The sequence below is a fragment of the Streptantibioticus parmotrematis genome (assembly GCF_019890615.1).
GTDB lineage: Bacteria > Actinomycetota > Actinomycetes > Streptomycetales > Streptomycetaceae > Streptantibioticus_D > Streptantibioticus_D parmotrematis.
In genome coordinates, this window is record NZ_JAINVZ010000001.1 from 480,902 (window position 1) to 505,187 (window position 24,286).

Annotated in this window: 7 protein-coding genes; 4 read left to right on the top strand and 3 right to left on the bottom strand. The window is 74.6% G+C overall.

What is annotated here, in order from left to right; genetic code table 11:
• The first annotated feature begins 6 nt into the window (after positions 1–6).
• The 4 genes from K7472_RS02135 (at position 7) to K7472_RS02150 (ending at position 22,361) form a co-directional block, all read left to right on the top strand.
• Positions 7–20,022, top strand: coding sequence for a non-ribosomal peptide synthase/polyketide synthase (locus K7472_RS02135; RefSeq protein ID WP_222973332.1), 20,016 nt, complete (start codon positions 7–9; stop codon positions 20,020–20,022).
• Between the two features lie 144 nt (positions 20,023–20,166).
• Positions 20,167–20,370, top strand: a complete 204-nt coding sequence (locus tag K7472_RS02140; RefSeq protein WP_222973334.1) for an MbtH family protein — start codon at positions 20,167–20,169, stop codon at positions 20,368–20,370.
• 210 nt (positions 20,371–20,580) lie between these two features.
• Entirely contained in the window at positions 20,581–21,093 is a 513-nt protein-coding gene (locus tag K7472_RS02145) for a GNAT family N-acetyltransferase (RefSeq protein WP_222973336.1), read from the top strand.
• Positions 21,093–22,361, top strand: a complete 1,269-nt coding sequence (locus K7472_RS02150; protein ID WP_222973338.1) for an MFS transporter — start codon at positions 21,093–21,095, stop codon at positions 22,359–22,361. Before K7472_RS02145 ends, K7472_RS02150 begins: the two co-directional genes overlap by 1 nt.
• 72 nt (positions 22,362–22,433) lie before the next feature.
• Here the strand turns inward: K7472_RS02150 and K7472_RS02155 are convergent, their stop codons facing one another.
• The 3 genes from K7472_RS02155 to K7472_RS02165 form a co-directional block, all read right to left on the bottom strand.
• Complete coding sequence (locus K7472_RS02155) at positions 22,434–22,808, bottom strand: hypothetical protein (protein ID WP_222973340.1); 375 nt, start codon at positions 22,806–22,808, stop codon at positions 22,434–22,436.
• A 31-nt stretch (positions 22,809–22,839) separates the two neighbouring features.
• Complete coding sequence (locus tag K7472_RS02160) at positions 22,840–23,223, bottom strand: hypothetical protein (RefSeq protein ID WP_222973342.1); 384 nt, start codon at positions 23,221–23,223, stop codon at positions 22,840–22,842.
• A 392-nt stretch (positions 23,224–23,615) separates the two neighbouring features.
• On the bottom strand, positions 23,616–24,245 hold the full coding sequence (locus tag K7472_RS02165) for a TetR-like C-terminal domain-containing protein (RefSeq protein ID WP_222973344.1): 630 nt from the start codon (positions 24,243–24,245) through the stop codon (positions 23,616–23,618).
• Between the last annotated feature and the right edge of the window lie 41 nt (positions 24,246–24,286).

Sequence of the window (24,286 nt, forward strand, 5' to 3'; positions counted from 1 at the left end):
ACGACCATGACGTCTTCCAGGCGAGAGCGCGCCGAAGCCCTGCCCGAGGAAATGAGGGAGGCCCTGCGCCGCCGACTGGCCGGACGGGCCGTCGGCAAGGGGGCCACCGCCGACCGGGCCATCCCGCACGCCGACCGCGGACGCCCGCTGCCCCTGTCCTTCGTCCAGCAACGCCTGTGGTTCCTCGACCAGTTGCGGCCCGGCGACTCCCGCTACAACAGCGCGGTCGCGGTGCGCTTCACCGGGCCGCTGGAGCACGAGACGCTCACCCGGGCCCTGGCCGCCGTCGTGGCACGCCACGAGGGGCTGCGGACCACGTTCGACGAGACCGACGGCCGGCCCGTGCAGACGGTCCGGCCCGCAGGCCCGGTCGCGCTGCCGGTCCGCGACCTGACCGCACCCGCGACACTCGACGCGACGCTGCTGGAGGAGTACTCCCGCCCCTTCGACCTGCGCCAGGGGCCACTGCTGCGCGCCCTGCTGGTGCGCGAGTCGGACACCTCGCACGTCCTGCTGCTGACCGCGCACCACATCGTCACCGACGGCTGGTCGATGGGGGTGGTCCTGGACGAGCTGTGCACCGCCTACGACGCCCTCGCCCGCGACGCCGCACCGGACCTGCCCCCGGTCGCGACGCAGTACCCGGACTTCGCCGTGTGGCAGCGCGAGCAGCTGTCCGGCCCCCGGCTGGAGAAGCAACTCGACCACTGGAAAGGCAGGTTGGCCGGTGCGGTCGCACCGGGACTGCCGCTCGACCACCCCCGCTCGGGCGAGGAGGCCGGACCCGGCGGGGTGCACACGTTCACCGTCCCCGGCCCCCTGACCGCCCGGCTGCGGGAACTGGCCACGCGTCACCACACCACGCTCTACGCCGTCCTGGTCGCCGCCACCCAGGCGCTCCTGGCCCGCTGGTCCGGCCAGGACGACATCACCGTCGGCTCCCTGACCCCCGGCCGCTCCCGCACCGACCTGGAGCGGGCCGTCGGCTGCTTCGTCAACACCGTGGTGCTGCGCACACCCGTGGAGCCGACCGGTTCCTTCCGCGACCTGCTGGCGGCCACCGCCGACACCGTCAACGACTCCTTCGCGCACGGCGACACCCCCTTCGAGCGGCTCGTGGAAGCGGTGGGCACGCACCGCGAGGCCGGCCGCAACCCGCTGTTCGACGTGATGGTCCTGCTGCACCCCGCCCCGCCCGCCGCCACCGCGCCCCGCGCACTGGCCGTCTCCCCGGTCGCCGTGCCCCGACAGGCCGCCACCTTCGACCTGAGCGTGGAGTTCGTGCCGGACGCGGACGGCCTGACGGGTCTGCTGGAATACCGCAGCGACCTGTTCGACGCGTCCACCGCGCGACGGATGGCCGGGCAACTGCTGCGGCTCCTGGAGGGCGCCGCCGCCGAACCCGACCGGCCCCTGGACACCCTGCCCCTGCTCTCCGCCGAGGAGACACACCGGGTGACGCGGGAGTGGAACGCCACCGCCCTCCCCGTCCACGACACCACGTACCCCGAGATCTTCGAGCACCGGGCCGCCCTGACCCCCGACGCCCTCGCCCTGGTCGCCGGGGACGAACGCCTCGACTACGCCACGCTCAACACCCGCGCCAACCGGCTCGCCCACCATCTCATCGCCCTCGGCGCCGGTCCGGAGCGACTGGTCGCGCTGCGGTTGCCGCGCACCGCGGACATGATCGTGGCGATCCTCGCCGTCTGGAAGTCCGGCGCGGGCTACCTGCCCCTCGACCCCGCCCTGCCCGACGAGCGCGTGCGCTACCTGCTGGACGACGCGCGACCCGCGCTGGTCCTGGACGAGGCGGGACTGCGCGAGGCACCCGCCACCGCACCGGACACCGACCCCCGCGACGCCGACCGCACCGCCCCGCTCCACCCGGCGAACACCGCGTACGTCCTCTACACCTCCGGCTCCACCGGCCGCCCCAAGGGCGTCGCCGTACCGCACCACGCGGTGGTCAACCTGCTCGCCGCCCACCGGGCCGGATTCGTCGCCGACGCGGGCGGCGGACCGCTGCGCGTCGCGCTGACCGCGTCGTTCTCCTTCGACACCTCCCTCGAAGGGGTGCTGCTGATGGCCGACGGCCACCCGCTGCACCTGGTGGACGAGGTGACCCGGATGGACGCGGCGGCCCTGGTCGAGTACGTCGTCCGGCACCGCGTCGACTTCCTCGACGTGACCCCGTCCTACCTCGGGCAACTGCTGCCCGCCGGACTGCTGACCGACCCACGGCACCGCCCGCGGGCGCTGATGCTCGGTGGCGAGGCCGTCGGCCCCGGACTCTGGCGCGAACTGGCCGCGCACCCGGAGACGGCCGCCTACAACTACTACGGCCCCACCGAGTGCACGGTCGACGCGCTGGCCTGCCGCATCACGGACGACGGCCGCCCGCTGGTGGGACGCCCGCTGGCCAACGTACGGGCCTACGTCCTCGACGGCAGGCTCCAGCCGGTGCCGGTCGGGGTCGGCGGCGAGCTGTACCTGGCGGGCGATCAGATCGCCCGCGGGTACGCCGGGCGTCCCGGCCTCACCGCGGCCCGTTTCCCGGCCGACCCGTTCGGGGCACCCGGCGCCCGCATGTACCGCACGGGCGACCTGGCCCGCTGGACCGCCGACGGGCGCCTGGACTACCTCGGGCGCGCCGACGACCAGGTCAAGGTGCGCGGCCACCGCATAGAACCGGGCGAGGTCGAAGCGGCCCTGCTGGACCTGCCGGAGGTCGGCGCTGCCGCGGTCGTGGCCGTCCCCGACGCCCACGGCCACACCCAACTGGCCGCCTACGTCGTGCCCGCCGCCGGTACCGCCTCGCCTTCCGCGGAACTGAGGTCGGCGCTGCGGCGGGTGCTGCCCGACTACCTGGTGCCGTCCACGTTCACCACTCTCGACGCGCTGCCGCTCACCACCAGCGGCAAGCTGGACCGCCGCGCCCTGCCCGCCCCCGACCGCGAAGCCGACGCCGCGGAGCGGGAGTTCGTCGCGCCGCGCACCCCCGACGAGGAGACCCTGGCCGGGGTCTGGGCCGAGGTCCTGGGCCTGGCCAGGGTCGGCGTCACGGACAACTTCTTCGAACTCGGCGGCGACTCGATCCTCAGCATCCAGGCGGTCTCCCGCGCCCGCGCCGCGGGCCTGCACCTCACCTCGCGGGACGTCTTCCGCCACCAGACCGTCGCCGACCTCGCCGCCGCGGCCTCCCGACGGGTCACCCCGGCGTCCTCGTCCCCGCGCACCCACGACGAGGGTCCCGCCCCGCTGACCCCGGTCCAGGAGTGGTTCTTCGCCACGCACGGCCCGCTGCGCCACTTCAGCATGTCCATGGTGCTCGACCTGCCGCAGGACCTCGACGAACGGGCCCTGGAACAGGCACTGCACGCGGTGGTGGCCCAGCACCCCGCCCTGCGCACCCGGTTCACGCGGGACGGGGACACCTGGCGGCAGTGCCCGGCCCCGGCCCCGGCCGCCGGACTGCTGACCCGCCACGACCTGGCCACCGCCGGACCCGGCCCCGAGGCGGCCCAGGCCGCCCGGGAACGGGCCGCCGCCGACGCCCGGGCCGCCCTGGACCCGGCCACCGGCGACCTGCTGCGCGCGGCCCTGCTGCTTCCCGCGGACGGCTCACGGCCCCAGCTGTTCGTGACCGCCCATCACCTCGCCGTGGACAGCGTCTCCTGGCGCGTGCTCCTCGCCGACCTGGAACGCGTCTACCGGCAGGTGGTCGCGGGCGAGCGGCCGGATCCGGAGCCCGAGCACACCCCGTTCGCCGACTGGGCCCGCCACCTGAACGAGCGGGTACGGGCCGGGGACCTCGACGACGACCTGCCGTACTGGTCCGCCGAAGTCCAGGCCCCGCCCGCGCCCCTGCCCGTCGACCACCCCGGCGTCCCGCTCGCCGGATCCGTGCGCACCGTACGCACCCGGGTGGACCGGGCCACCACCGAGGCACTGCTGCGGCGCGTGCCCGCGGTCTACCGCACCCAGGTCAACGACGTGCTGCTCAGCGCGCTGGGCCGGGCACTCGCCGACTGGGCCGGCACCGAGCGGGTGACCGTCGCCCTGGAAGGCCACGGACGCGAGGACGTCGGCGGCTCCACCCGCCCCGACCTCGACGTCTCCCGGACCGTGGGCTGGTTCACCACCCAGTACCCCGTCACCCTGGCCCCCGTCGGCACGTCCGCCGCACCGGACTGGGCCGCCACATTGAAGAGCGTCAAGGAGCGGCTGAGGGCCGTGCCCCGGCGCGGCCTGAGCTACGAGGCGCTGGCCCGCCTGGGATCACCCGATCCGGCCGCCGGAGCGTTGCGCCGAATACCGCTGCCGCAGGTGTCCTTCAACTACCACGGCCAGTGGACGGCCTCCGAGGGAGGCGACTTCGCCCCCGCGGGCGAGGTACCGGGCCGGGACATCGCCCCCGACGAGCCGCTGGACCACCTCCTCGACGTGTCCGCCGTGGTGGCCGACGGCGAACTCGAGATCACCTGGCACTACAGCGACCAGGTCCACGCGGCCGACACCGTACGCGCCCTCGCCCACGCGACGACCACGGCGCTGGCCGGCATCGTCGAGCACTGCGCCCGCCCGGACTCCGGCGGACGCACCCCCTCCGACTTCCCCCTCGCCGGCCTCGACCAGGCCGGGGTGGACCGGCTCGTCGGCGACGGGCGGGACGTGGAGGACCTGCTGCCGCTCACCCCGCTCCAGGAGGGCATGCTCTTCCACCGCCTGGTCGGCGGAGCGGACGACGTCTACGTCGACCAGGCCGCGTTGCTCCTGGAAGGGGTAAGCGACCCCCACGCCCTCGCCACCGCCTGGCAGCGCGTGACCGACCGCACGCCCGCCCTGCGCACCAGCGTGGTGTGGGAGGACGTGCCCGCACCGCTCCAGGTCGTGCACCGCTCCGTGCGGGTGCCGGTGACCCACCTCGACCTGCGCGCGGCGACCCCGCGCGAGCGCGACGACCGGCTGGGCCGACTGCCCGCCGAGGACCTCGCGCGCGGCCTGGACATCGGCACGGCACCCCTGATGCGCCTCACCCTGGTCCGGCTGCCCGAAGCACGCCTGCACCTGCTGTGGACCTCACACCACCTGATCCTGGACGGCTGGAGCCTGGCCCAGGTGCTCACCGACGTGTTCGAGGAGTACGCGGCACTCACCGCCGGTTCCGGTACGCGACCGCCCGCCCGCCGGCCCTTCGGCGACTACGTGCGCTGGCTGGCCGACCAGGACATCGAGGCCGCCCGCGCGCACTGGCGGGACGTCCTCGACGGCTTCGCCGCCCCGACGCCCCTGCCCGCCGACCGGACCCGGAGAGAGGCCCACCGAGCCCGGTCCGCCGACGTGCACACCTCCGGGCTGTCCGCGCAGGTCTCGCAGCGACTGGCCCGCACCGCACGGCAGGCCGGGCTCACCCTCGGCACCGTGGTCCAGGGCGCCTGGGCCCTGCTGCTGTCCCGCTACAGCGCCGAGCCCGACGTGCTGTTCGGCACCACCGTCTCCGGGCGCCCCGACGACCTGCCCGGCGTCGAGTCCATGATCGGCATGTTCATCAACACCCTGCCCACCCGGGTGCGGGTGGACGGTGACCGCCTCGCCACCACCTGGCTCGGTGAGTTGCAGGAGGCACAGGCCGAGGCACGGCGCTTCGCCGCGGTGTCCCTGGCCGAACTGACCGGCCTGAGCGACGTGCCGTCCGGCAGCGCGCTGTTCGACAGCATGGTCGCCTTCGAGAACTACCCCTTCGACGAGACCCGCACGGCCAGCTCCGGCGTGCGCCTGGCCGACGTGACCTCCCGCGACGCCACCAACTACCCGCTCGTCCTGCGGGCCTACCAGGGCGAGCGCTTCGGCTTCGACCTCGCCTACGACCCGGAGCTGTTCGACACCGCGACGGTACGGGCTCTCGCCGAGCGGCTGTGCCTGCTGCTCACGGAACTCGCCGACGACCCCGACCGCCCGCTGCGCGCCCTGGCCTGGACGACCGCCGAGGAACGCCGGCGCATGCTGACCGACTGGAACGGCACCGCGCAGGGCCGCCCCACGCGCACCCTGGTGGACCTCTTCGAGGAACAGGCCGCCCGCACCCCCCGCGCCGAAGCCGTCAGTTGCGGTGACGAGCGCCTCGACTACGCCACGCTGGACGCCCGGGCCGACCGTCTCGCCCACCGGCTCGCCGAACTCCACGCGGCCCCCGAGCGGTTCGTCGCCCTCGCCCTGCCCCGGAGCGTAGACCTGGTCGTGGCCGTCCTCGCCGTCCTCAAGACCGGCGCGGCCTACCTGCCGATCGACCCCGCCCTGCCGCCCGAGCGCGTCACCCGACTGCTGCGGGACGCCGAGCCGGTGGCCCTGGTGACGGTCGGCGACACCGCCGCGGCCCTCGACGATCCGGGAGTCACGGTCCTCGCGCTGGACGACGCGGACGTGCGCGCCGACCTGACGAGGCGTCCCGTCGGCCCGCTCGGCACCGCCCACCGCCCGCTGCCCGACAGCCCCGCCTACGCCATCTTCACCTCCGGCTCCACCGGCCGCCCCAAGGGCGTCGTGATACCCCACGCCAACGTCGTGCGGCTCTTCGACCGCACCCAGCACTGGTTCGGCTTCGGGGCCGAGGACGTGTGGACGCTGTTCCACTCCTACACCTTCGACTTCTCCGTGTGGGAACTGTGGGGCCCGCTGCTGCACGGCGGCCGCCTCGTCGTCGTGCCCGAGGAGACCGCCCGTACCCCGGAGGACTTCCTGCGCCTGCTGGCCGACGAGCGGGTCACCGTCCTCAACCAGACGCCCTCCGCGTTCCACTCCCTGGTGCGCGCGGACGCCGAACACCCCGAGACGGGCGACCGGCTGGCGCTGCGCACGGTGGTCTTCGGCGGCGAGGCGCTGGAGACGACCCGGCTCACCGACTGGTACGCCCGTCACCCGGACACCGCGCCGCGCCTGGTGAACATGTACGGCATCACCGAGACGACCGTGCACGTCACCTACGCCCCGCTGGACCACGGGACCGCCCGCACCGGCGGCCCGGCGCCCATCGGCACCGGCATCCCGGACCTGCGGGTCTACGTGCTCGACGCCGACCTGGTCCCCGTTCCCCCGGGCGCGGTGGGGGAGATGTACGTGGCGGGGGAGGGGCTGGCGCGCGGCTACCTGAACCGGCCCGGTCTCACCGCGACGCGTTTCGTCGCCGACCCGTTCGGGCGACCCGGCGCGCGCATGTACCGCACCGGCGACCGGGCGAGGTGGCGGGCCGACGGCACCCTGGAGTACCTGGGCCGTGCCGACCAGCAGGTGAAGATCCGCGGCTACCGCATCGAACCCGGCGAGATCGAGGCCGCCCTGCACACCCACCCGGGTGTGGGCGCCGCCACCGTCGGCGTGTACGAGGACGCCTCCGGCACCCGTCGGCTGGTGGCCCACGTCGTCGGCGCCGACCGCGACACGGCGCCCCCGCCCGCCTCCGACCTGCGCGCGCACCTGGAGCGGCTGCTGCCGACGTACATGGTGCCCGCCGCGTACGTCGCCATGGCGGCCCTGCCGCTCACCGTCAACGGCAAGCTCGACCGGCGCGCCCTGCCCCTGCCCGGGCCCGACGGCTTCGCCGCCGACCGCGAACGCACCGCGCCCCGCACCCTCGCCGAACGCCTGGTCGCCGAGGCGTGGACGGAGGTGCTGGACGTCGACGCGGCAGGCGTCGACGACGACTTCTTCGCCCTCGGCGGCGACTCCATCCTCGCCATCCGCGTCACCGCCCGCCTGCGCGCCGCCTTCGGCGCCGACGTCTCGCCCCGGCTGCTGTTCACCCACGCCAGGCTCGCGGACCTGGCCGCCGCCCTCGGGCACCCGGACGGAACCGGCAGCGCGTCGCCCGACGCCATCCCGGCGGCGAATCCGGACACCGAGCCGCCGCTGTCGTACGCCCAGCAACGGCTGTGGTTCCTCGACCGCTTCGAGCCGGACAGCACCGAGTACACGACGATGTCCGTGCTGCGGCTGCGCGGCCGGCTCGACGAGGGCGCGCTGCGCACCGCCCTGGACGCGCTGGTGGCCCGGCACGAGGCGCTGCGGACCACGTTCGCCGAACAGGACGGGCACGCACGACAGGTCGTGCGCCCGCCGCACCCGGTCGAGCCGGCGCACGACGACCTCACCGGACAACCTCCGGCGGCACTCGACGCCCTGGTGGAACGCGTCGCCGCCACCCCCTTCGACCTGGCCGCCGGGCCCCTGCTGCGCGCCCGGCTGGTGCGACTGGCCGACGACGAGCACGTGCTCGTCCTGGCCGTGCACCACATCGCCGCCGACGGATGGTCCATCGCCGTCCTGGGCCGCGACCTGGGTGAGCTGTACGCGGCGGCACACGAACACCGCCGCCCCGACCTGCCCGAACTGCCCGTGCGCTACGCCGACTACGCGGCATGGCAACGCGCCCGCACCGACCGGGCGGAGGCGGACCTCGGCCACTGGCGCCGGGCCCTGGACGGCATGACCCCGCTGGAACTGCCCACCGACCGGCCGCGCCCCGCGGTACGCACCCGCGACGGGTCCCTGGTGACCTTCGCCCTGCCCGCCGCGCTGACCGACCGGCTGCGCGAGAGGGGCCGGGAGGCCGACGCCACCCTCTACATGACCCTGCTGACGGCCTGTCAGGTGCTGCTGGCGCGCTGGGCCGGGCAGGAGGACGTCACCGTCGGCACCGTCACCTCCGGCCGGGAGCGGCACGAACTGCACGATCTGGTCGGCATGTTCGTCAACACCCTGGTGCTGCGCGGCAGGGTGCGCCCGCAGTTGTCGTTCCGGGAGCTGCTGGCCGCGTCGCGCACCACCGTCCTGGAGGCGTTCGCCCACCAGGAGGTGCCGTTCGAGCAGTTGGTCGACGCCCTCCAGCCGGAGCGTGACACCAGCCGCACCCCGCTGTTCCAGGTGATGGTGGCCCTGCACAACCTGGGCGCCGAGGCCCCCCGGCTGACGGGCCTGGACGTGGAACCGGTGACCCCGCCGGTCCACCACGCCACCTTCGACCTGGCCTTCGACTTCGCCGAACGCGACGACGGCGGCCTGACCGGCTACCTGGAGTACAACACCGGCCTGTTCGACGCCGACACCGCCGAGCGCCTGGCCGCGCGGCTGACGATCCTGCTGGAGGCCGCGGCCGAGGATCCGGACGGCGCCGTGGGAACGCTGCCGCTGATGACCGCCGAGGAGCGGCGCCGGGTGCTCCGGCAGGGACAGGGCGAACCGCTGCCCGAGCCGGACACCACCTTCCCCGCGCTGTTCGAGACGCAGGCGGCCCGCACCCCCCACCTCACCGCCCTGGTGGCCACGGACGCCGCCCTCGACTTCGCCACCCTCAACGAGCGCGCCAACCGGCTCGCCCACCACCTCGTCGCCCAGGGCGCGGGACCCGAGGACGTGGTCGCGCTCCGGCTGCCGCGCACCTCGGACCTGCTGGTGGCACTGTTCGCCGTGCTCAAGGCGGGCGCCACCCTGCTCTGCCTCGATCCGGAACTGCCGCCGGAGCGGACCGCCTTCCTGACCGAGGACGCCCGGCCGCGCACGGTGCTGACCCCGGACGTCCTGCGCGAGGTGCCGTGGGACGATCTGCCCGCCCACGACCTCACCGACGCCGACCGGGTCCGCCCCCTGCTGCCGGAACACACCGCGTACATCGTCTACACCTCCGGATCCACCGGACGGCCCAAGGGCGTCGCGGTGGAACACCGCCACCTGGTCAACCTCTGCCAGGACCACCGCGAGGGACTCGTCGCGCCGCACACCGCCGACGGAGAGCGGCTGCGGGCCGCGCTCAGCGCCTCGTTCTCCTTCGACACCAGCTGGGAAGGCCCCGTCCTGCTCGCCCTCGGCCAGGAGGTCCACCTCATCGACGAGGAGACCCGCCTGGACCCGCAGGCGTTCTGCGCCCGCGTCGCCGAACGCCGCCTGGACCTGGTGAACGTCACCCCCTCCTTCCTGCGCGAACTCGACTCCGCCGGGCTGCTGGCCCCCGGCCGCCACCACCCGCGCCTCCTGCTGGTCGGCGGCGAGGCGGTCCCCGCCGGCGCCTGGCAGCGCCTGTGCGCGGCGCAGGCCGACCTCGGCGTCACCGTCCTCAACATGTACGGCCCCACCGAATGCACCGTCGACGCCGTCTACGGCCGCTGCGCGGACCACCCCGGGCGGCCCGTCATCGGGCGCCCCGGCCGCAACCTGCGGGCCTACGTGCTCGACGACGCGCTGTGCCCGGTGCCGCCCGGCGTGCCGGGGGAGTTGTACCTGGCCGGGGCGCAGGTGGCCCGCGGCTACCTGAACCGGCCCGGCCTGACCGCCACCCGCTTCCTGCCCGACCCCTTCGCCCCGCCCGGGGCGGCCAGCGGGGGGAGGATGTACCGCACTGGCGACCGGGTCCGTTGGAGCGCGCACGGGGTGCTGGAGTTCCTCGGCCGTGTCGACGAGCAGGTCAAGATCCGCGGCTTCCGCATCGAGCCCGGCGAGGTGGAAGCCGCCCTGCTCGACCACCCGGACCTCGCCGACGCCGTGGTCACCGCACGCGAGCACGCCGGGCGCCTCATGCTCGTCGCCCACGTGGTGCCCGCCGGGGACCGCGTGCCGCCGGCCGACGAACTGCGGGCCCGGCTGCGCCGGACACTCCCCGACCACATGGTGCCCGCCGCGTTCGTCCCGATGACCCGCATCCCGCGCACCACCAGCGGCAAGACCGACCGCCGCGCGCTGCCCGACCCCCCGGCGCAGCCCGACACCACCACCCCGTACGTGGCGCCGCGCACCGGCACCGAGGAGCGGCTCGCCGCGATCTGGGCCGAGGTGCTGGGCGTCGAACGCGTCGGCGCCCACGACAACTTCTTCGCCCTCGGCGGCGACTCCATCCTCAGCATCCAGATCGTCTCCCGCGCCCGCGCCGCCGGGCTCGCCCTCACCACCAAGGACGTCTTCCGTCACCAGAGCGTGGCCGAACTCGCCCTGCGGGTCGGCGAAGCCGCCGTCCGCCCGGACACCGCGGACGGCACCCCGCCGCGCGAGGCGCCGCTCACCCCCATCCAGCGCTGGTACCTCGACGCCCGCCGCCCCGGCGACGCGCTGCGCTTCACCATGACCCAGCGCCTGGAACTGACCCCCGGAACCGACCCGTCGGCCCTGCGCCAGGCGGCCCTCGCCCTCGTGGACCGTCATCCGGCCCTGCGCACCCGCTTCCTCCACACCGACGGGACCTGGCGCCAGGAGGTCGTGGACCAGGCGCCGGACGGCGTGTTCACCCGGCACGACGTCGCCGGTCTCGACACCGCGGCGCTGGAGGCCGAGGTGCAACGCCGCACCGACGACGCCCAGGCGTCACTGGCCCCCACCGAGGGCCGCGCGGTACGCGTCCTGTTCTTCGACCGCGGCAAGAAGGACGCGGGCCAACTCGTCGTCACCGTCCACCACCTGGCCGTGGACGGCGTCTCCTGGCGCATCCTGCTGGCCGACCTGGAGGCGGCCTACCGGGCGTTCGCGGCAGGGCGGACCGCCGAACTGCCCCCGGCGGGCACGTCCTACGGCCACTGGGCCACCCGGCTGGAACAGCACACCCGATCCGGCGCGCTGGACGCCGACCTCGGCCACTGGACGCGTACCTGCGCGGCCCCGGCCGCCCTCCCCGCCGGACGACCCGGCCCCAACACCCACGGCACCGCCGCCACCGTCACCGTCACCCTCGACGAGGAGACGACCGACGCCCTGCTGCGCCAGGTCCCCGAGGTCTACCGCACCCAGGTCAACGACGTCCTGCTCAGCGCCCTGGGCCGCACCCTGGCCCGCTGGTGCGAACGGGACACCGTCCTGGTCGGCGTGGAGGGGCACGGCCGCCAGGACCTCTTCGACGACGTGGACCTGTCCCGGACGGTGGGCTGGTTCACCGCCGAGTTCCCGGTGGCCCTGAACGCCGCCCCGCACGCCGACTGGCGCGACACCCTCCGCTCGGTCAAGGAGCAACTGCGGGCGATCCCGCTGCACGGCCTCAGCCACGGGGCCCTGCGCCACCTGCTGCCGGACAGTCCCCTGGCCGGGGCGGCGGCTCCCCAGGTCGGCTTCAACTACCACGGCCAGTGGAACGCGGGCGGTTCCGGCGCGGACCCGGACGCCCTGTACCGCGCGTCCCTGCCCCCGGCCGGCCGCGACACCGATCCGGACGAACCCCGCCCCTACCTGCTGGACGTCACGGGCGTCGTCCAGCACGGACGCCTCGAACTGGGCTGGACCTATCCACCGGCCGTCCACGACGAGGCCACCGTCCGCCACTTGGCCGAGGAGATGTGCGCCGCCCTGCGCGACATCGTGGCGCACTGCGCACGCCCGGACTCCGGCGGCCGCACCCCGTCCGACTTCCCGCTCGCCGGACTCGCCCAGGACCAGCTGGACCGGCTCGTCGGCGACGGACGGCACGTGGAGGACCTGCTGCCGCTCACCCCGCTCCAGTCCGGCATGCTCTTCCACGGCCTCGTCGGCACCGAGGGTGCCTACTTCGACCGGATCGCGGTACGGCTGTCCGGGGTGGCCGACCCGCACGCGTTCGCCGAGGCCTGGCAACGGGTCGCCGACCGCACCCCGGCACTGCGCACCAGCGTGCACTGGCAGGGCCTGCCGCACCCGGTCCAGCTGGTCCACCGGCACGCCGGACTGCCCGTCACCCACCTGGACTGGCGCCGACTGACGCTTGCCGAACGGGCCGAGGAGACCGAGCGGCTGCTCGCCGCGGACCGCGCCGCGGGCATCGACCTGACCACCGCACCGCTCACCCGGCTCACCCTGGCCGCCCTGCCCGGCGACGAGGTCCTGCTGCTGTGGTCCACCCACCACCTCGTCCTGGACGGCTGGAGCACCGGACAACTGCTCACCGAGGTGTGCGAGGACTACGCCGCGCCGACCGGCGGCCCACGGCAGTCCCGCCCGCCGCGGCGGCCCTTCGCGGACTTCCTGGGCTGGCTCCGTGACCAGGACGAGAACGCCGCCGAGACCCACTGGGCCGACGCCCTGGCCGGATTCACCGCCCGCACCCCGCTGCCGTACGACCGCACGCCCACGCAGGCGCACCGCGCCCGCTCCACCGCGGCCGTCCACCACGAGCTGGACGAGACGGTCTCCGGGCGGCTGCGGCAGACCGCCGCCGCTGCCGGACTGACCGTCAACACCGTCGTCCAGGGCGCCTGGGGACTGCTGCTGGCGCGCTACAGCGGCGGTGACGACGTGGTGTTCGGCACCACCGTCTCCGGACGACCGGCCGAACTGCCCGGCGTCGAGTCGATGATCGGCATGTTCATCAACACCGTGCCGACCCGGGTGCGCGTCCCCGGCGGCGGCGTGCTCCCGTGGCTGCGGGACCTCCAGGAGCGCCAGAGCGACAGCCGCCGCTTCGACCACCTGGCGCTGCCCCGCATCCAGGCGCTGAGCGACGTTCCGGCGGGCGAGGCGCTGTTCGACAGCATGGTGGTCTTCGAGAACTACCCCGTCGACGAATCCGGCATGGCCGAGGCCGGGGTCAGCGTGGAGGAGGTGCGCGCGGACGACGCCACCACGTTCCCCTGGTGCCTGCGCGCGGACCTGACCGAGCGCCTCGGCCTCGATCTGGCCTACGACCCCGCGCTGTTCGACCGCCCCACCGTGGAGCGCGCGGTGGAGCGCCTGACGATGCTGCTCACCGCCTTCGCCGACGGCCTCGGCGCCGACATCGGCGAGCTGGACCTGCTCACCCGGGCCGACCGGGAACTGCTCGCGTCGTGGAACACGACCGCCCGGGAGGCGGCCCCCCGCAGCCCGGCGGAGATCTTCGCCGAGCAGGCGGCCCGCACCCCCGACGCGATCGCACTGCGGGAGGCCGACCAGGAACTGACCTATCGTCAGCTTGCCGAGTGGTCGGACCGCCTGGCGTCCCGGCTGCTGGCCGACGGCCTGGCGACCGAGGAACGCGTGGCGCTGCTGATGGACCGCTCGGCGCAACTCGTCGTCGCCCAGCTGGCCGTCCTCAAGGCGGGCGGCGCCTACCTGCCCGTGGACACCCGGGCCCCCGAGGAACGCCGCCGCGCCCTGCTCGCCCAGGCCGGCGCGACCCTCCGCCTCACCACCGAACAGGTCACCGCCGCCCGTACCGCGACACCCGCGCGGCCGGGGATGCCCGTGCCGCCCGCCGACCCCGACCGGCTGGCGTACGTGATGTTCACCTCCGGATCCACCGGGGAGCCCAAGGCGGTGGGGGTGCGGCACCGCGACGTGGCGTCGCTGGCCACCGACAGCCGCTTCGCCGACGGCTCCTGCGCCCAGGTGCTCCTGCACTCACCCGTGGCCTTCGACGCCGCGACCTTCGAGGTGTGGGCACCGCTGCTGAGCGGCGGCTGCGTGGTCGTGGCGCCCGACACCGCGGTGGACGCGGCGCTGCTGCGGCGGCTGACCGACGGCGGGCTGACGGCGCTGTGGCTGACCGCAGGACTCTTCCGGCTGCTGGCCCAGGACGCCCCGGACTGCTTCACGGGCCTGCGCAGGCTGTGGACCGGCGGTGACGTGGTGCCCGCCGCGGCCGTGCGCCGGGTGCTGGCCGCCTGCCCCGGCCTGAGCGTGGTGGACGGCTACGGGCCCACCGAGACCACGACGTTCGCGACGTCCTTCACCCTCGCGGACGCGACGGCCGTGCCCGACACCGTGCCCATCGGCCACCCCCTGGACGACCTGCGCGTTCACGTACTCGACGACCGCCTGCGACCCGTCCCGCCCGGCTGCGCGGGGGAGTTGTTCGTCGCGGGGGAGGGCGTGGCCCGCGGATACCTGGGCCGTCCCGGCGCCACCGCGGCGCGCTTCCTCGCCGACCCCTGCGGCCCGCCCGGCGCCCGCATGTACCGCACCGGCGACCTGGCCAGGCGACGCCCCGACGGCACCGTCGACTTCCTCGGTCGCACGGACGACCAGGTCAAGATCCGCGGCTTCCGGGTGGAACCCGCCGAGGTGGAGGCCGCGCTCGCGGCGCACCCGGACGTCGCCGACGTCACCGTGGTCGTCCGCGAGGACCGACCCGGTGCCAAGCTGCTGGTCGCCTACGTGGTCGGCCCCGCCGCGAACGACCCGCGCGAGCTGCTGGTCTTCGCCGCCCGCACCCTGCCGGACTACCTTGTCCCCTCCGCCGTCGTCGCGCTCGACGCCCTTCCGCTGAGCCGCAACGGCAAGGTCGACCGCGCGGCCCTGCCGGCCCCGGCCGCGGACGGCACGTCACCGCGCGAACGGGTCGAGCCGCGCACCGAGGCCGAACGCCGCACCGCCGAGGTCTTCGCGGAGGTCCTGGGCATCCGGCCGCCCGGCGTGGAGGACGGTTTCTTCCAGCTCGGCGGCGACTCCATCCTCAGCATCCGGCTCGCCTCCCGCCTGGCCGAGGCGTTCGGCACCGACCTCACGCCCCGGGCCGTCTTCACCCACCCCACGCCCGCCGCCCTGGCCCAACTGCTCACCGGTGACGGCGCGGCGGACGGCGCGGCCGGCGGCGGGCGCCCCGCCATCGTCCCGGTCGCCCGCGAGGCGGCGGCACCCATGTCGTACGCCCAGCAACGCCTGTGGTTCCTGGAGGAGTTCGCGCCCGGCGGCGCCGAGTACACCACCGCGCTCGCCCTGCGCCTGCGCGGCACGCTCGACGTCGCCGCACTCGGCGCGACCCTGCGGGCCCTGGTGGACCGCCACGAGTCGCTGCGCACCACCTTCGACAGCGTCGACGGCCACGGCGTCCAGACCGTCCATCCGCCGCACGACGTCCCGCTGCCCCTGCACGACCTGACCGGACTGCCCGAGGAGGAAGGCCGGTCGGCGCTGCGCCGCCTGCTCGCCGAAGAACGCGCCCGCCCCTTCGACCTGCGCCGGGGACCGCTGCTGCGCACCGCCCTGGTACGGCAGGCCGACGACGACCACGTACTGGCCCTCAGCCTCCACCACATCATCACCGACGGCTGGTCCACCTCCGTCCTGCTCACCGACCTCGCCCACCTCTACCGCGCCCAACTGGACGCCATCGCACCCGAGTTGCCGCCGCTGCCGGTGCAGTACGCCGACTACGCGCACTGGCAACGCACGGCGAGCTGCACCGGCAGCGACGAGCAACTGGCCTACTGGAAGGAGCAGTTGGCCTCCGTCGAGCCGCTCCACCTGCCCACCGACCGGCCCCGGCCCGCGGTACGCACCAGCAACGGAGCCACCACCCGCCTGGAGGTGCCCGCCCCGACGGCCCGCCGCCTGGCCCGGCTCGGCCGGGAGCGGGGAACCACCCTGTTCACCACCCTCGTCGCCGCCGCCCAGGTCTACCTGGCCCGGCTCAGCGGCGGCACGGACATCGCCGTCGGCACCGTCACCTCGGGCCGGGACCGCGCCGAGACGCAGAACCTCGTCGGGTTCTTCGTCAACACCCTGGTGCTGCGCAGCCGGATCGAGGCGCGGCAGCCCTTCACCCGCGTCCTGTCCGGGGTGCGGCAGACGGTGCTGGACGCCTTCGCCCACCAGGACGTTCCGTTCGAACGCGTGGTGGACGAGGTGCAGCCCGTACGCGACACCAGCCGCAGCCCGCTCTTCCAGGTCATGGTCGTCCTGCAGAACACCCCGGCGGCCGACCTCGACCTGCCCGGCCTCCACGTCACCGACGTCGAGACCGAAGTGGAGCAGGCCGCGTTCGACCTCACCCTGGAGTTCGCCGAGACCGGCTCCGGAGCGCTGCACGGCCTGATCACCTACAACACCGACCTGTTCGAGGCGGCCACCGCAGAACGGATGGCCGGGCAGCTCGCCACCTTGCTGGACGCCATCGCCCATGACCCCGAACGCCCGGTCGACGCGATGCCGTTGACCTCCGACGACGAGCTGAAGGCCCTGCTGGAGCAGGCACAGGGCACCTTCCGGCCGGTCCCGGAGGCGACCCTGCCGGAGCTGTTCGAACGGCAAGCGGCCCGCACGCCCGACGCCGTGGCGCTGCTGGACGGCGACCGGGAGTGGACGTACGGGGAAGTGGACCGGGCGGCCAACCGGCTGGCCCACCGGCTCATCCGGCGGGGCGTCGGGCCGGAACGCCTGGTGGCACTGGCCCTGCCCCGTTCCGCCGAGACGATCGTGGCACAACTCGCCGTCGCCAAGGCCGGCGGCGCCTTCCTGCCGGTGGACCCGGACTACCCGGCGCGGCGGCGGGAGTTCATGGTGCGCGACGCGGGCGCCCACCTCGTCCTCGACGACCTCGCCGAGGTGTGGGCGGCGGACGGGCCGGAGACGGCGCCCACCGACGCCGACCGCACCGCCACGCTCACCCCCGCCCATCCCGCCTACGTCATCTACACCTCCGGATCGACCGGCACCCCCAAGGGCGTGACAGTCACCCACCGCGGACTGGCCGCTTTCGCCGCCTCCGCCGCCGAGCAGTACGCCGCGGGCCCCGGCGACCGGGTGCTGCAGTTCGCCTCACCCAGCTTCGACGCCTCCGTGCTGGAACTGTGCGTCTCCCTGCTCGGCGGGGCCGCCCTGGTCACCGGCGAGGAAGGCCCGCTCGTCGGCGAACGGCTGGCCGAGGTGCTCGCCGGACGGCGCATCAGCCACACGCTGATCCCCCCGGCGGCCCTGGCCACCGTGGAACCGCGGACGGCCGCCGCGCTGCCGGACCTGCGGACCCTGATCGTCGGCGCCGAGGCCTGCCCGTCCGACCTGGTCGACACCTGGGCCCCCGGCCGCAGGATGATCAACTCCTACGGCCCCACCGAGGCCACGGTCGTCGCCACCTGGACCGGTCCGCTGTCACCGGGCTCGGGCGCCCCGCCGATCGGCCGCCCCGCCGGTGCCTGCCGCGCGTACGTCCTCGACGCCGCCCTGCGGCCCGTCCCGCCGGGAGTGACCGGAGAGCTGTACGTGGCCGGTCCCGGTCTCGCCCGCGGCTACCTGGGCCGCCCGGGCCTGACCGCCGGGCGGTTCGTCGCCGATCCGTTCGGCGCGCCCGGGGAGCGGATGTACCGCACCGGCGACCTCGTGCGCCGCCGGGCCGACGGTGAACTGCGCTTCGCCGGACGCGCGGACGACCAGGTCAAGCTGCGCGGCTTCCGCATCGAACCGGGCGAGATCGAGAGCGCGCTGCGCCGCAGCGACCTGGTGCGCGACGCGGTCGTCACCGTGCGCGCCGACACCCCCGAGGACGGGCGGACCGCCGGGCCGGACCGGCTGGTGGCCTACGTCGTCCTCGCGGACGGGCCCACCGGCCCCGGCCAGGAGCCGCTGCCCGTGGCGGAACTGCGCGGGCATCTGGCCGAGGCACTGCCACCGCACATGATCCCGTCGGTGTTCGTGCCGCTGGAACGGCTCCCGCTCACCCCGAACGGCAAGACCGACCGCCGGGCCCTGCCCGACCCCGGCCCCGCACAGGCCGCCACCGGGTCGCGCGTCGCGCCGCGAACCGACACCGAACGCCGCGTGGCCCGCATCTGGGCCGACGTCCTGGGCATCGAGGAGGTCGGCGCCGACGACAACTTCTTCGTGCTCGGCGGCGACTCCATCCTGAGCATGCAGGTGGTCTCCCGACTGCGCCGCGACGGCCTGCACCTGGCGACCCGCGACCTGTTCACCCACCAGACCGTGGCCGAACTCGCCGCCGTCGTGCGCGCCGCCCCGCAGCGCGGCGACGACGGCCCGGCCACCGGACAGGTGCCGCTCACCCCCATCCAGGAGTGGTTCCTGACCAGCCCGCGCGCCGCCCACCACCACTTCAACCAGTCGACGCTCCTGGAACTGGCCGCCGACCCCGACCCGAGGGCGCTGCGCGCCGCTCTCGACGCGCTGCTGGAGCACCACGACGCGCTGCGCATGCGCTTCACCCGGGACGAGGACGGCTGGCACCAGTTCAACCCGCCGCCGCAGCGCGCCGAGGACGTCCTCGTCCACCACGACCTGACGGGACAGACCCCGCAGGAAGCCGAGACGGCCATGGAGAAGGCCGCCGACGAACTGCACATGGGCTTCGACCTGTCACGCGGCCCCCTGCTGCGCGCGGCCCTGTTCACCGGTCTCACCGGCCGTCCCGCCTTCCTGCTCCTGGTCGCCCACCACCTGGTCGTCGACGCGGTGTCCTGGCGCGTCCTGCGCGACGACCTGGAGAGCGCCTACCGGCAGGCCGCGCAGGGTGATCCGGTCGCGCTCGGGGAACGCGGCACCTCCTTCCGCGAGTGGGCGCACAAGCTCGCGGCCCACGTCGCCGGGGGCGGCCTGGACGACGAACTGCCCTACTGGGAGCAGGCGGTGACCGCCGAGCCCGGTCCGACCGCCGACCCCGCGGCACCCGACGCGACCGAGACGGCCGCGGTGACCGTGGAACTGGGGGAGGAGGACACCACCGCCCTGCTGCGCTCCGCGCCCGCCGCCTACCGCACCCGCGTCAACGACGTGCTGCTCGCCGGGCTCGCCCTGGCGCTGGCCCGCTGGACCGGAGAGGAACGGGTCCGCCTGGACCTGGAGGGACACGGCCGGGAGGACGTGGTCGACGGGGTGGACCTGTCCCGTACGGTCGGCTGGTTCACCACCGTCTACCCGGTCGTCTTCCAGGTGCCCGAGCCCGGCCGCCCCGGCCCGGAGCGCGACTGGCGTTCCCTGGTGAAGTCGGTACGCCGCCAACTGCGCGCGGTGCCCGGCAACGGCCTGGGCTTCGGAGCCCTGCGCACCTTCGGCCCGCCCGAGGTCCGCGAGCGCCTCGCCCTCGGCGCGCAGGGCCAGGTCGTCTTCAACTACCTCGGCCAGTGGGACGCCCGCCCGGACACCGGTGAGGACGACGGGCTGGTGCGGGTCGAGCACGGCTCCTTCGGCCAGGACCACGACCCGCGGGACGGCGGCTCCCACCCCGTGGAGGTGGTCGGCGCCGTGCGCGACGGCCGCCTCGCCTTCACCTGGCACCACCGCCCCGCCCTCCACGACACGGCAGGCGTGCGCCGCGTGGCGGAGGAGTTCGCCGAGGCGCTGCGCCACATCGCCCGGCACGCCCGAGGAGGCCGATGACGGAACACCGGCTCTCCCGAGGGCCGCCGCCGGGATCCGCCCGGCACAGCCCACGGCGTCCGCGCGCTCCGGCCGCTCGCCATCCGGTCGGGCAGCGTGCGAGGACCCAGCGACGACGATCCAGCGACGACGAAGGAAGACGACATGGACGAGAACACCCGCTACCAGGTGCTGCGCAACGACGAGGAGCAGTACTCGCTCTGGCCGGTCGACGTCGAGGTGCCCGCGGGCTGGCAGACGGTCGGCAAGGAAGGCACCGAAGAGGAGTGCTCCGCCTACGTCGACGAGGTCTGGACCGACATGCGTCCGCGCAGTCTGCGTGAGCGCATGGAGAACGCCGGGGCCTGACCCGGCGCGTGACGGGGCGCCGGCCGCACGAACGACCGGCGCCCCGACCTCCGCGGCGCGGCCGCCCCGGCACCTTCGCGCCGCCGTCCCCCCACACCCACCACAGCCGCTCCACCCGCCTCGGCCTCGCCGTCGGACCCACGCCCGGCAGCGCGCGCCGCCGCCCCGCCGACCAGCAGCCCCGCCCTGTGAGACCTGAGGAGCCACGCCATGACCCCTGCCCTGCGCACCGAACGCCTGGAGTTCATCCCCTACAGACCCGAGGACGAGGACGTCTTCGTCACGCTCCTGCGCGACGAGGAGGTGTGCCGCTGGATGGGCCAGGACCTGGTGCCCGAGCCGGAGATCCGCGCACTGTTCCGCGCGATCCTCACCGACATCTACCCCACGCGGCGGTTCGACGTGTGGGGCCTGTGGCTGGACGGCACGTACGCGGGTCACGCGGAGGTGAAGAAGACGGGAAACGTCGACGGACATGAACTGATCACGGCGCTCGCCCCGGCGTTCTGGGGCCGGGGACTGGGCAGCGAGGTGATCCGCGGCCTGCTGCGCCACGCCGCGGACGACCTCGGACTCAAGGAGGTGTACGGGATGGTGGGCGCGGAGAACACCGCGAGCCTGACGATGTGCGAGCGCCTGGGCTTCCGGCACCTGCGCGACGTCGTCTCGGACGACGGTTCGGTGACGAGGATGCTGATCGTCTCCACGACGGATTCGCCCTGATGCGGCCGGTCGCCGAGGAGACCACCGGCACCGCCGACACCGGCCGCCCACCGAGCCTGTGGCGCAACCGCGCCTTCAACCTGCTGTGGACCGGCCAGTGCCTCTCGGACGCGGGCAGCGCCATGGCCACCCTGGCCCTGCCGCTGCTGGTGCTCCAGCTGACCCGGTCCCCGGCGCAGGCTGGGCTGGTCGGCACGGCGAGTCTCGTCGTCACGACGGCGTGCAGACTGCCCGCCGGTGTCCTCGTCGACCGCTTCGACCGCCGCAGGCTGATGATCGCCTGCGACGCCTTCCGGCTCGTCGCGTACGTACTGCTCGGCCTCGCGGTCGTGGCGGGCGCGGCGGATCTGGCCGTGATCCTGGTGGTGGTCGCCGGGGGCTCCGCCGCGACGGCCGTCTTCAGCACCGCCGAGTACGCCGCGGTGCGCAGCCTGGTGCGTCCGGAGCAGATCGTGGGCGCCGTCGCCCGCAACGAGGCGCGCTCCTACGGGACTTCGCTGGCCGGTCCTCCGCTGGGCGGCCTGCTGTTCGGGCTGGGCAGGGCACTGCCGTTCTTCGGTGACGCCGTGACGTTCCTGATGTCGCTGGTCGCCGTCGTGTGCATTCGCCGGCCGCTGCAGGAACCCCGGCCGGACCAGGCTCCCGCCGGGAGCGCGGCGTGGTGGCAGGGTCTGCGGTTCGTGCTGGGCAACCCGTTCCTCCGGGCGCTGCTGGTGATCGCCGCTCCGCTCAACATGGCCTTCACCGGCATGATCTTCGCGATGACCCTCTCCCTGCGGCGCTCCGGCCTGCCTCCGGCCCTCGTCGGCGTGGTCAGCATGATCCTCGGCGTCGGCGGCTTCCTGGGCGCCTTCGCCGCCCCGGCCTTACAGCGCCTGCTGCGCCTGCCGACCCTGATCATGGTGCTGTGCTGGTCCACCGCCGCGCTGATGGCGGTCAGCGTCCTGGTGTCCACCAGCATGGTCACCGCGGTGCCGCTGGCCGCGGCGGTGTTCCTCGGCCCCGCCGCCAACGCCGCCCTGTTCGGCTATCAGGCGGCCGTCACCCCCGACCACCTGCAGGGCCGGGTGGTCAGCGTGATCCTGCTGGCCGCCACCTCGGCGGCGGCCCTGGCGCCCGCCCTGGCCGGAGTGCTCCTGGCCCATCTCTCCGGGCGCACGGCGATGCTGGCCTTCCCGGTACTGGTCGCCGTCTCCGCGGTGACCGCGACGTTCAGCACGGGCATCAGATCCATGTCCAGCAGGCCGACCGCCCCGGCGCCCGAGTAGAGAGCGCCCGCGGTCCTGGGCCGGGGCCGCCGCTCCGGGGCGCACGACGGCTCCCCGGAGCGGCGTCCTGCCTCACCCGGGCGAACACCCCGTGGCCAGCAGCGAGTCGCCGGTGACCTTCACCGCGGTGCACGCGAGCGACAGGTTGTCGACGGTGTACGTGTACGGGCCGCCCGGGGGCCCGTACACCGTGGACGTTGCCGTGTCGACGGTGAAGTCGTACGGGGCGCCGTGGTCGACGAACCCGCACGCCGACACCGACGTCACGATGAACGGGAACAGATATCCGGTGCCCGTCGGCAGCAGCGGCGCCGAGTGGGCCGTCGGGCAGTGCGTGACGGTGGCGGCCCGCGCGGCCGGTGCGCCCGCCACCACCGTGCCCGCGACCGTCACGAGGACGGCGCCGGCCACCGCGGTCCGGCGCGCACGAAGCAAACGCTGGTGCATGATCCCCTCCCGGGACGGAAATGGTGCGGGATCAGCTCGCCGGCACGGTGAGGTCGACGGTGTCGCCCGCGGTCACGGCGAACGTGCCGGACTTGCCCGAGGCCACGGTGCCGCTGTGAACGACGACGCCTGCCGGGGTCTTCTCGGTCAGGGTGAGCGTCTGGTTGGTGAGGTTGGTGACCGCGAACTGCGTCGCCCCCGCCTGGACGCCGTCGCCCTGCTCGGTGATGCCCGGCACGAAGACGAACGTCTGCGCCGTCACCAGTGCGCCCGTGCTCCCCTCCTGGACGATCAGCACGTCCCCGGTGGCCGCGGCCGCCGGACCCGCCGTCGCCACCACCCCGGCCGCCCCCGCCAGCAGTGCCAGGGCGGCCGCCGCCGTGCGACGTCTCCCGCTTCTCGTTCTCGCGCGCATGAGTTCCCCTCCCGGTCGCGCTCCGCCCCGGCGGGGCGGCAGCGTTCGGGAGCCTCCCCGGGTCCCGGGCTCCTCCGTAAGGGGCGCGCGGGGGCGCACTGGGCGCAAGCTGACGAAGTCGCACGCCCCCCGCTGTCCGTCTCCACCACCCCTGAGGCGCTCACGGTGCGCGAATCGCGGTGGCCTCCTGCCGAGTCCGCCGTGGCGCCTGGCACCACAGCGGCAGAACGCGGTGGACGCCGCGGCCCATCGGAGGTAAGCCACCCACGTGCGGGTGAGGCACCTGAACGGTCGAACGGCCTCGCCCCGGACCGGGCATGGTTCGGGACACGCTGGTGACGGTCGGCGGGTGGTCGGCCGTCACCCGGCGTCCGGACCGCACCGCCTGGTGGTCAGGCGGTGAAGGCGGCGAGGAGTTTGTCGGTGAGGCGGTCGAGGTAGTCGGGTGCGGTCGGGGTGCGGATGACCGCGAGGCGCCAGTAGAGGGGGCCGGCGAGGAGGTCGAGGGCGAGTTCGCGGTCGACCTCCGGGGGGAGTTCGCCGCGTTCGACGGCTCGTTCCAGCATGCGGGTGGCGTTGGCGCGGCGGGTGTCGCGGACGGCGGTGAAGAGTGCCTGTGCCAGTTCGGGGTTGCGGGCGCACTCGGCGAGGAGGTCGGGGACGATCCGGGAGGGCAGGGAGTGGCGCAACGCTCCGGCGACGTCGGTGAGGAAGGCCAGGACGTCGCCGCGCAGCGTGCCGGTGTCGATCTCCCCGGCCGCGTCCACGGCGACCGCGGAGGCCAGTGCGACGGTCATCTCCAGTTTGGACGACCAGCGGCGGTAGATGGCGGCCTTGCCCGCTCCCGCCCGCTTGGCGACCGCTTCCAGGGAGAGCCGCGCGTAGCCGGACGACGCCAGTTCCTCGAAGAAGGCGGTGGCGATCGCCTCGGTGACCGAGTCCTGGAGGACGGGTCCTCCAGGAAGGCGGCGCTCGGGAGTCGGGGTGCGGGCGGATGTCCGGGATGAGGGTGAGGTGGTCATGCCTTCGAAGCTACACGAGACGGAACGCTTGCGTCTCGACT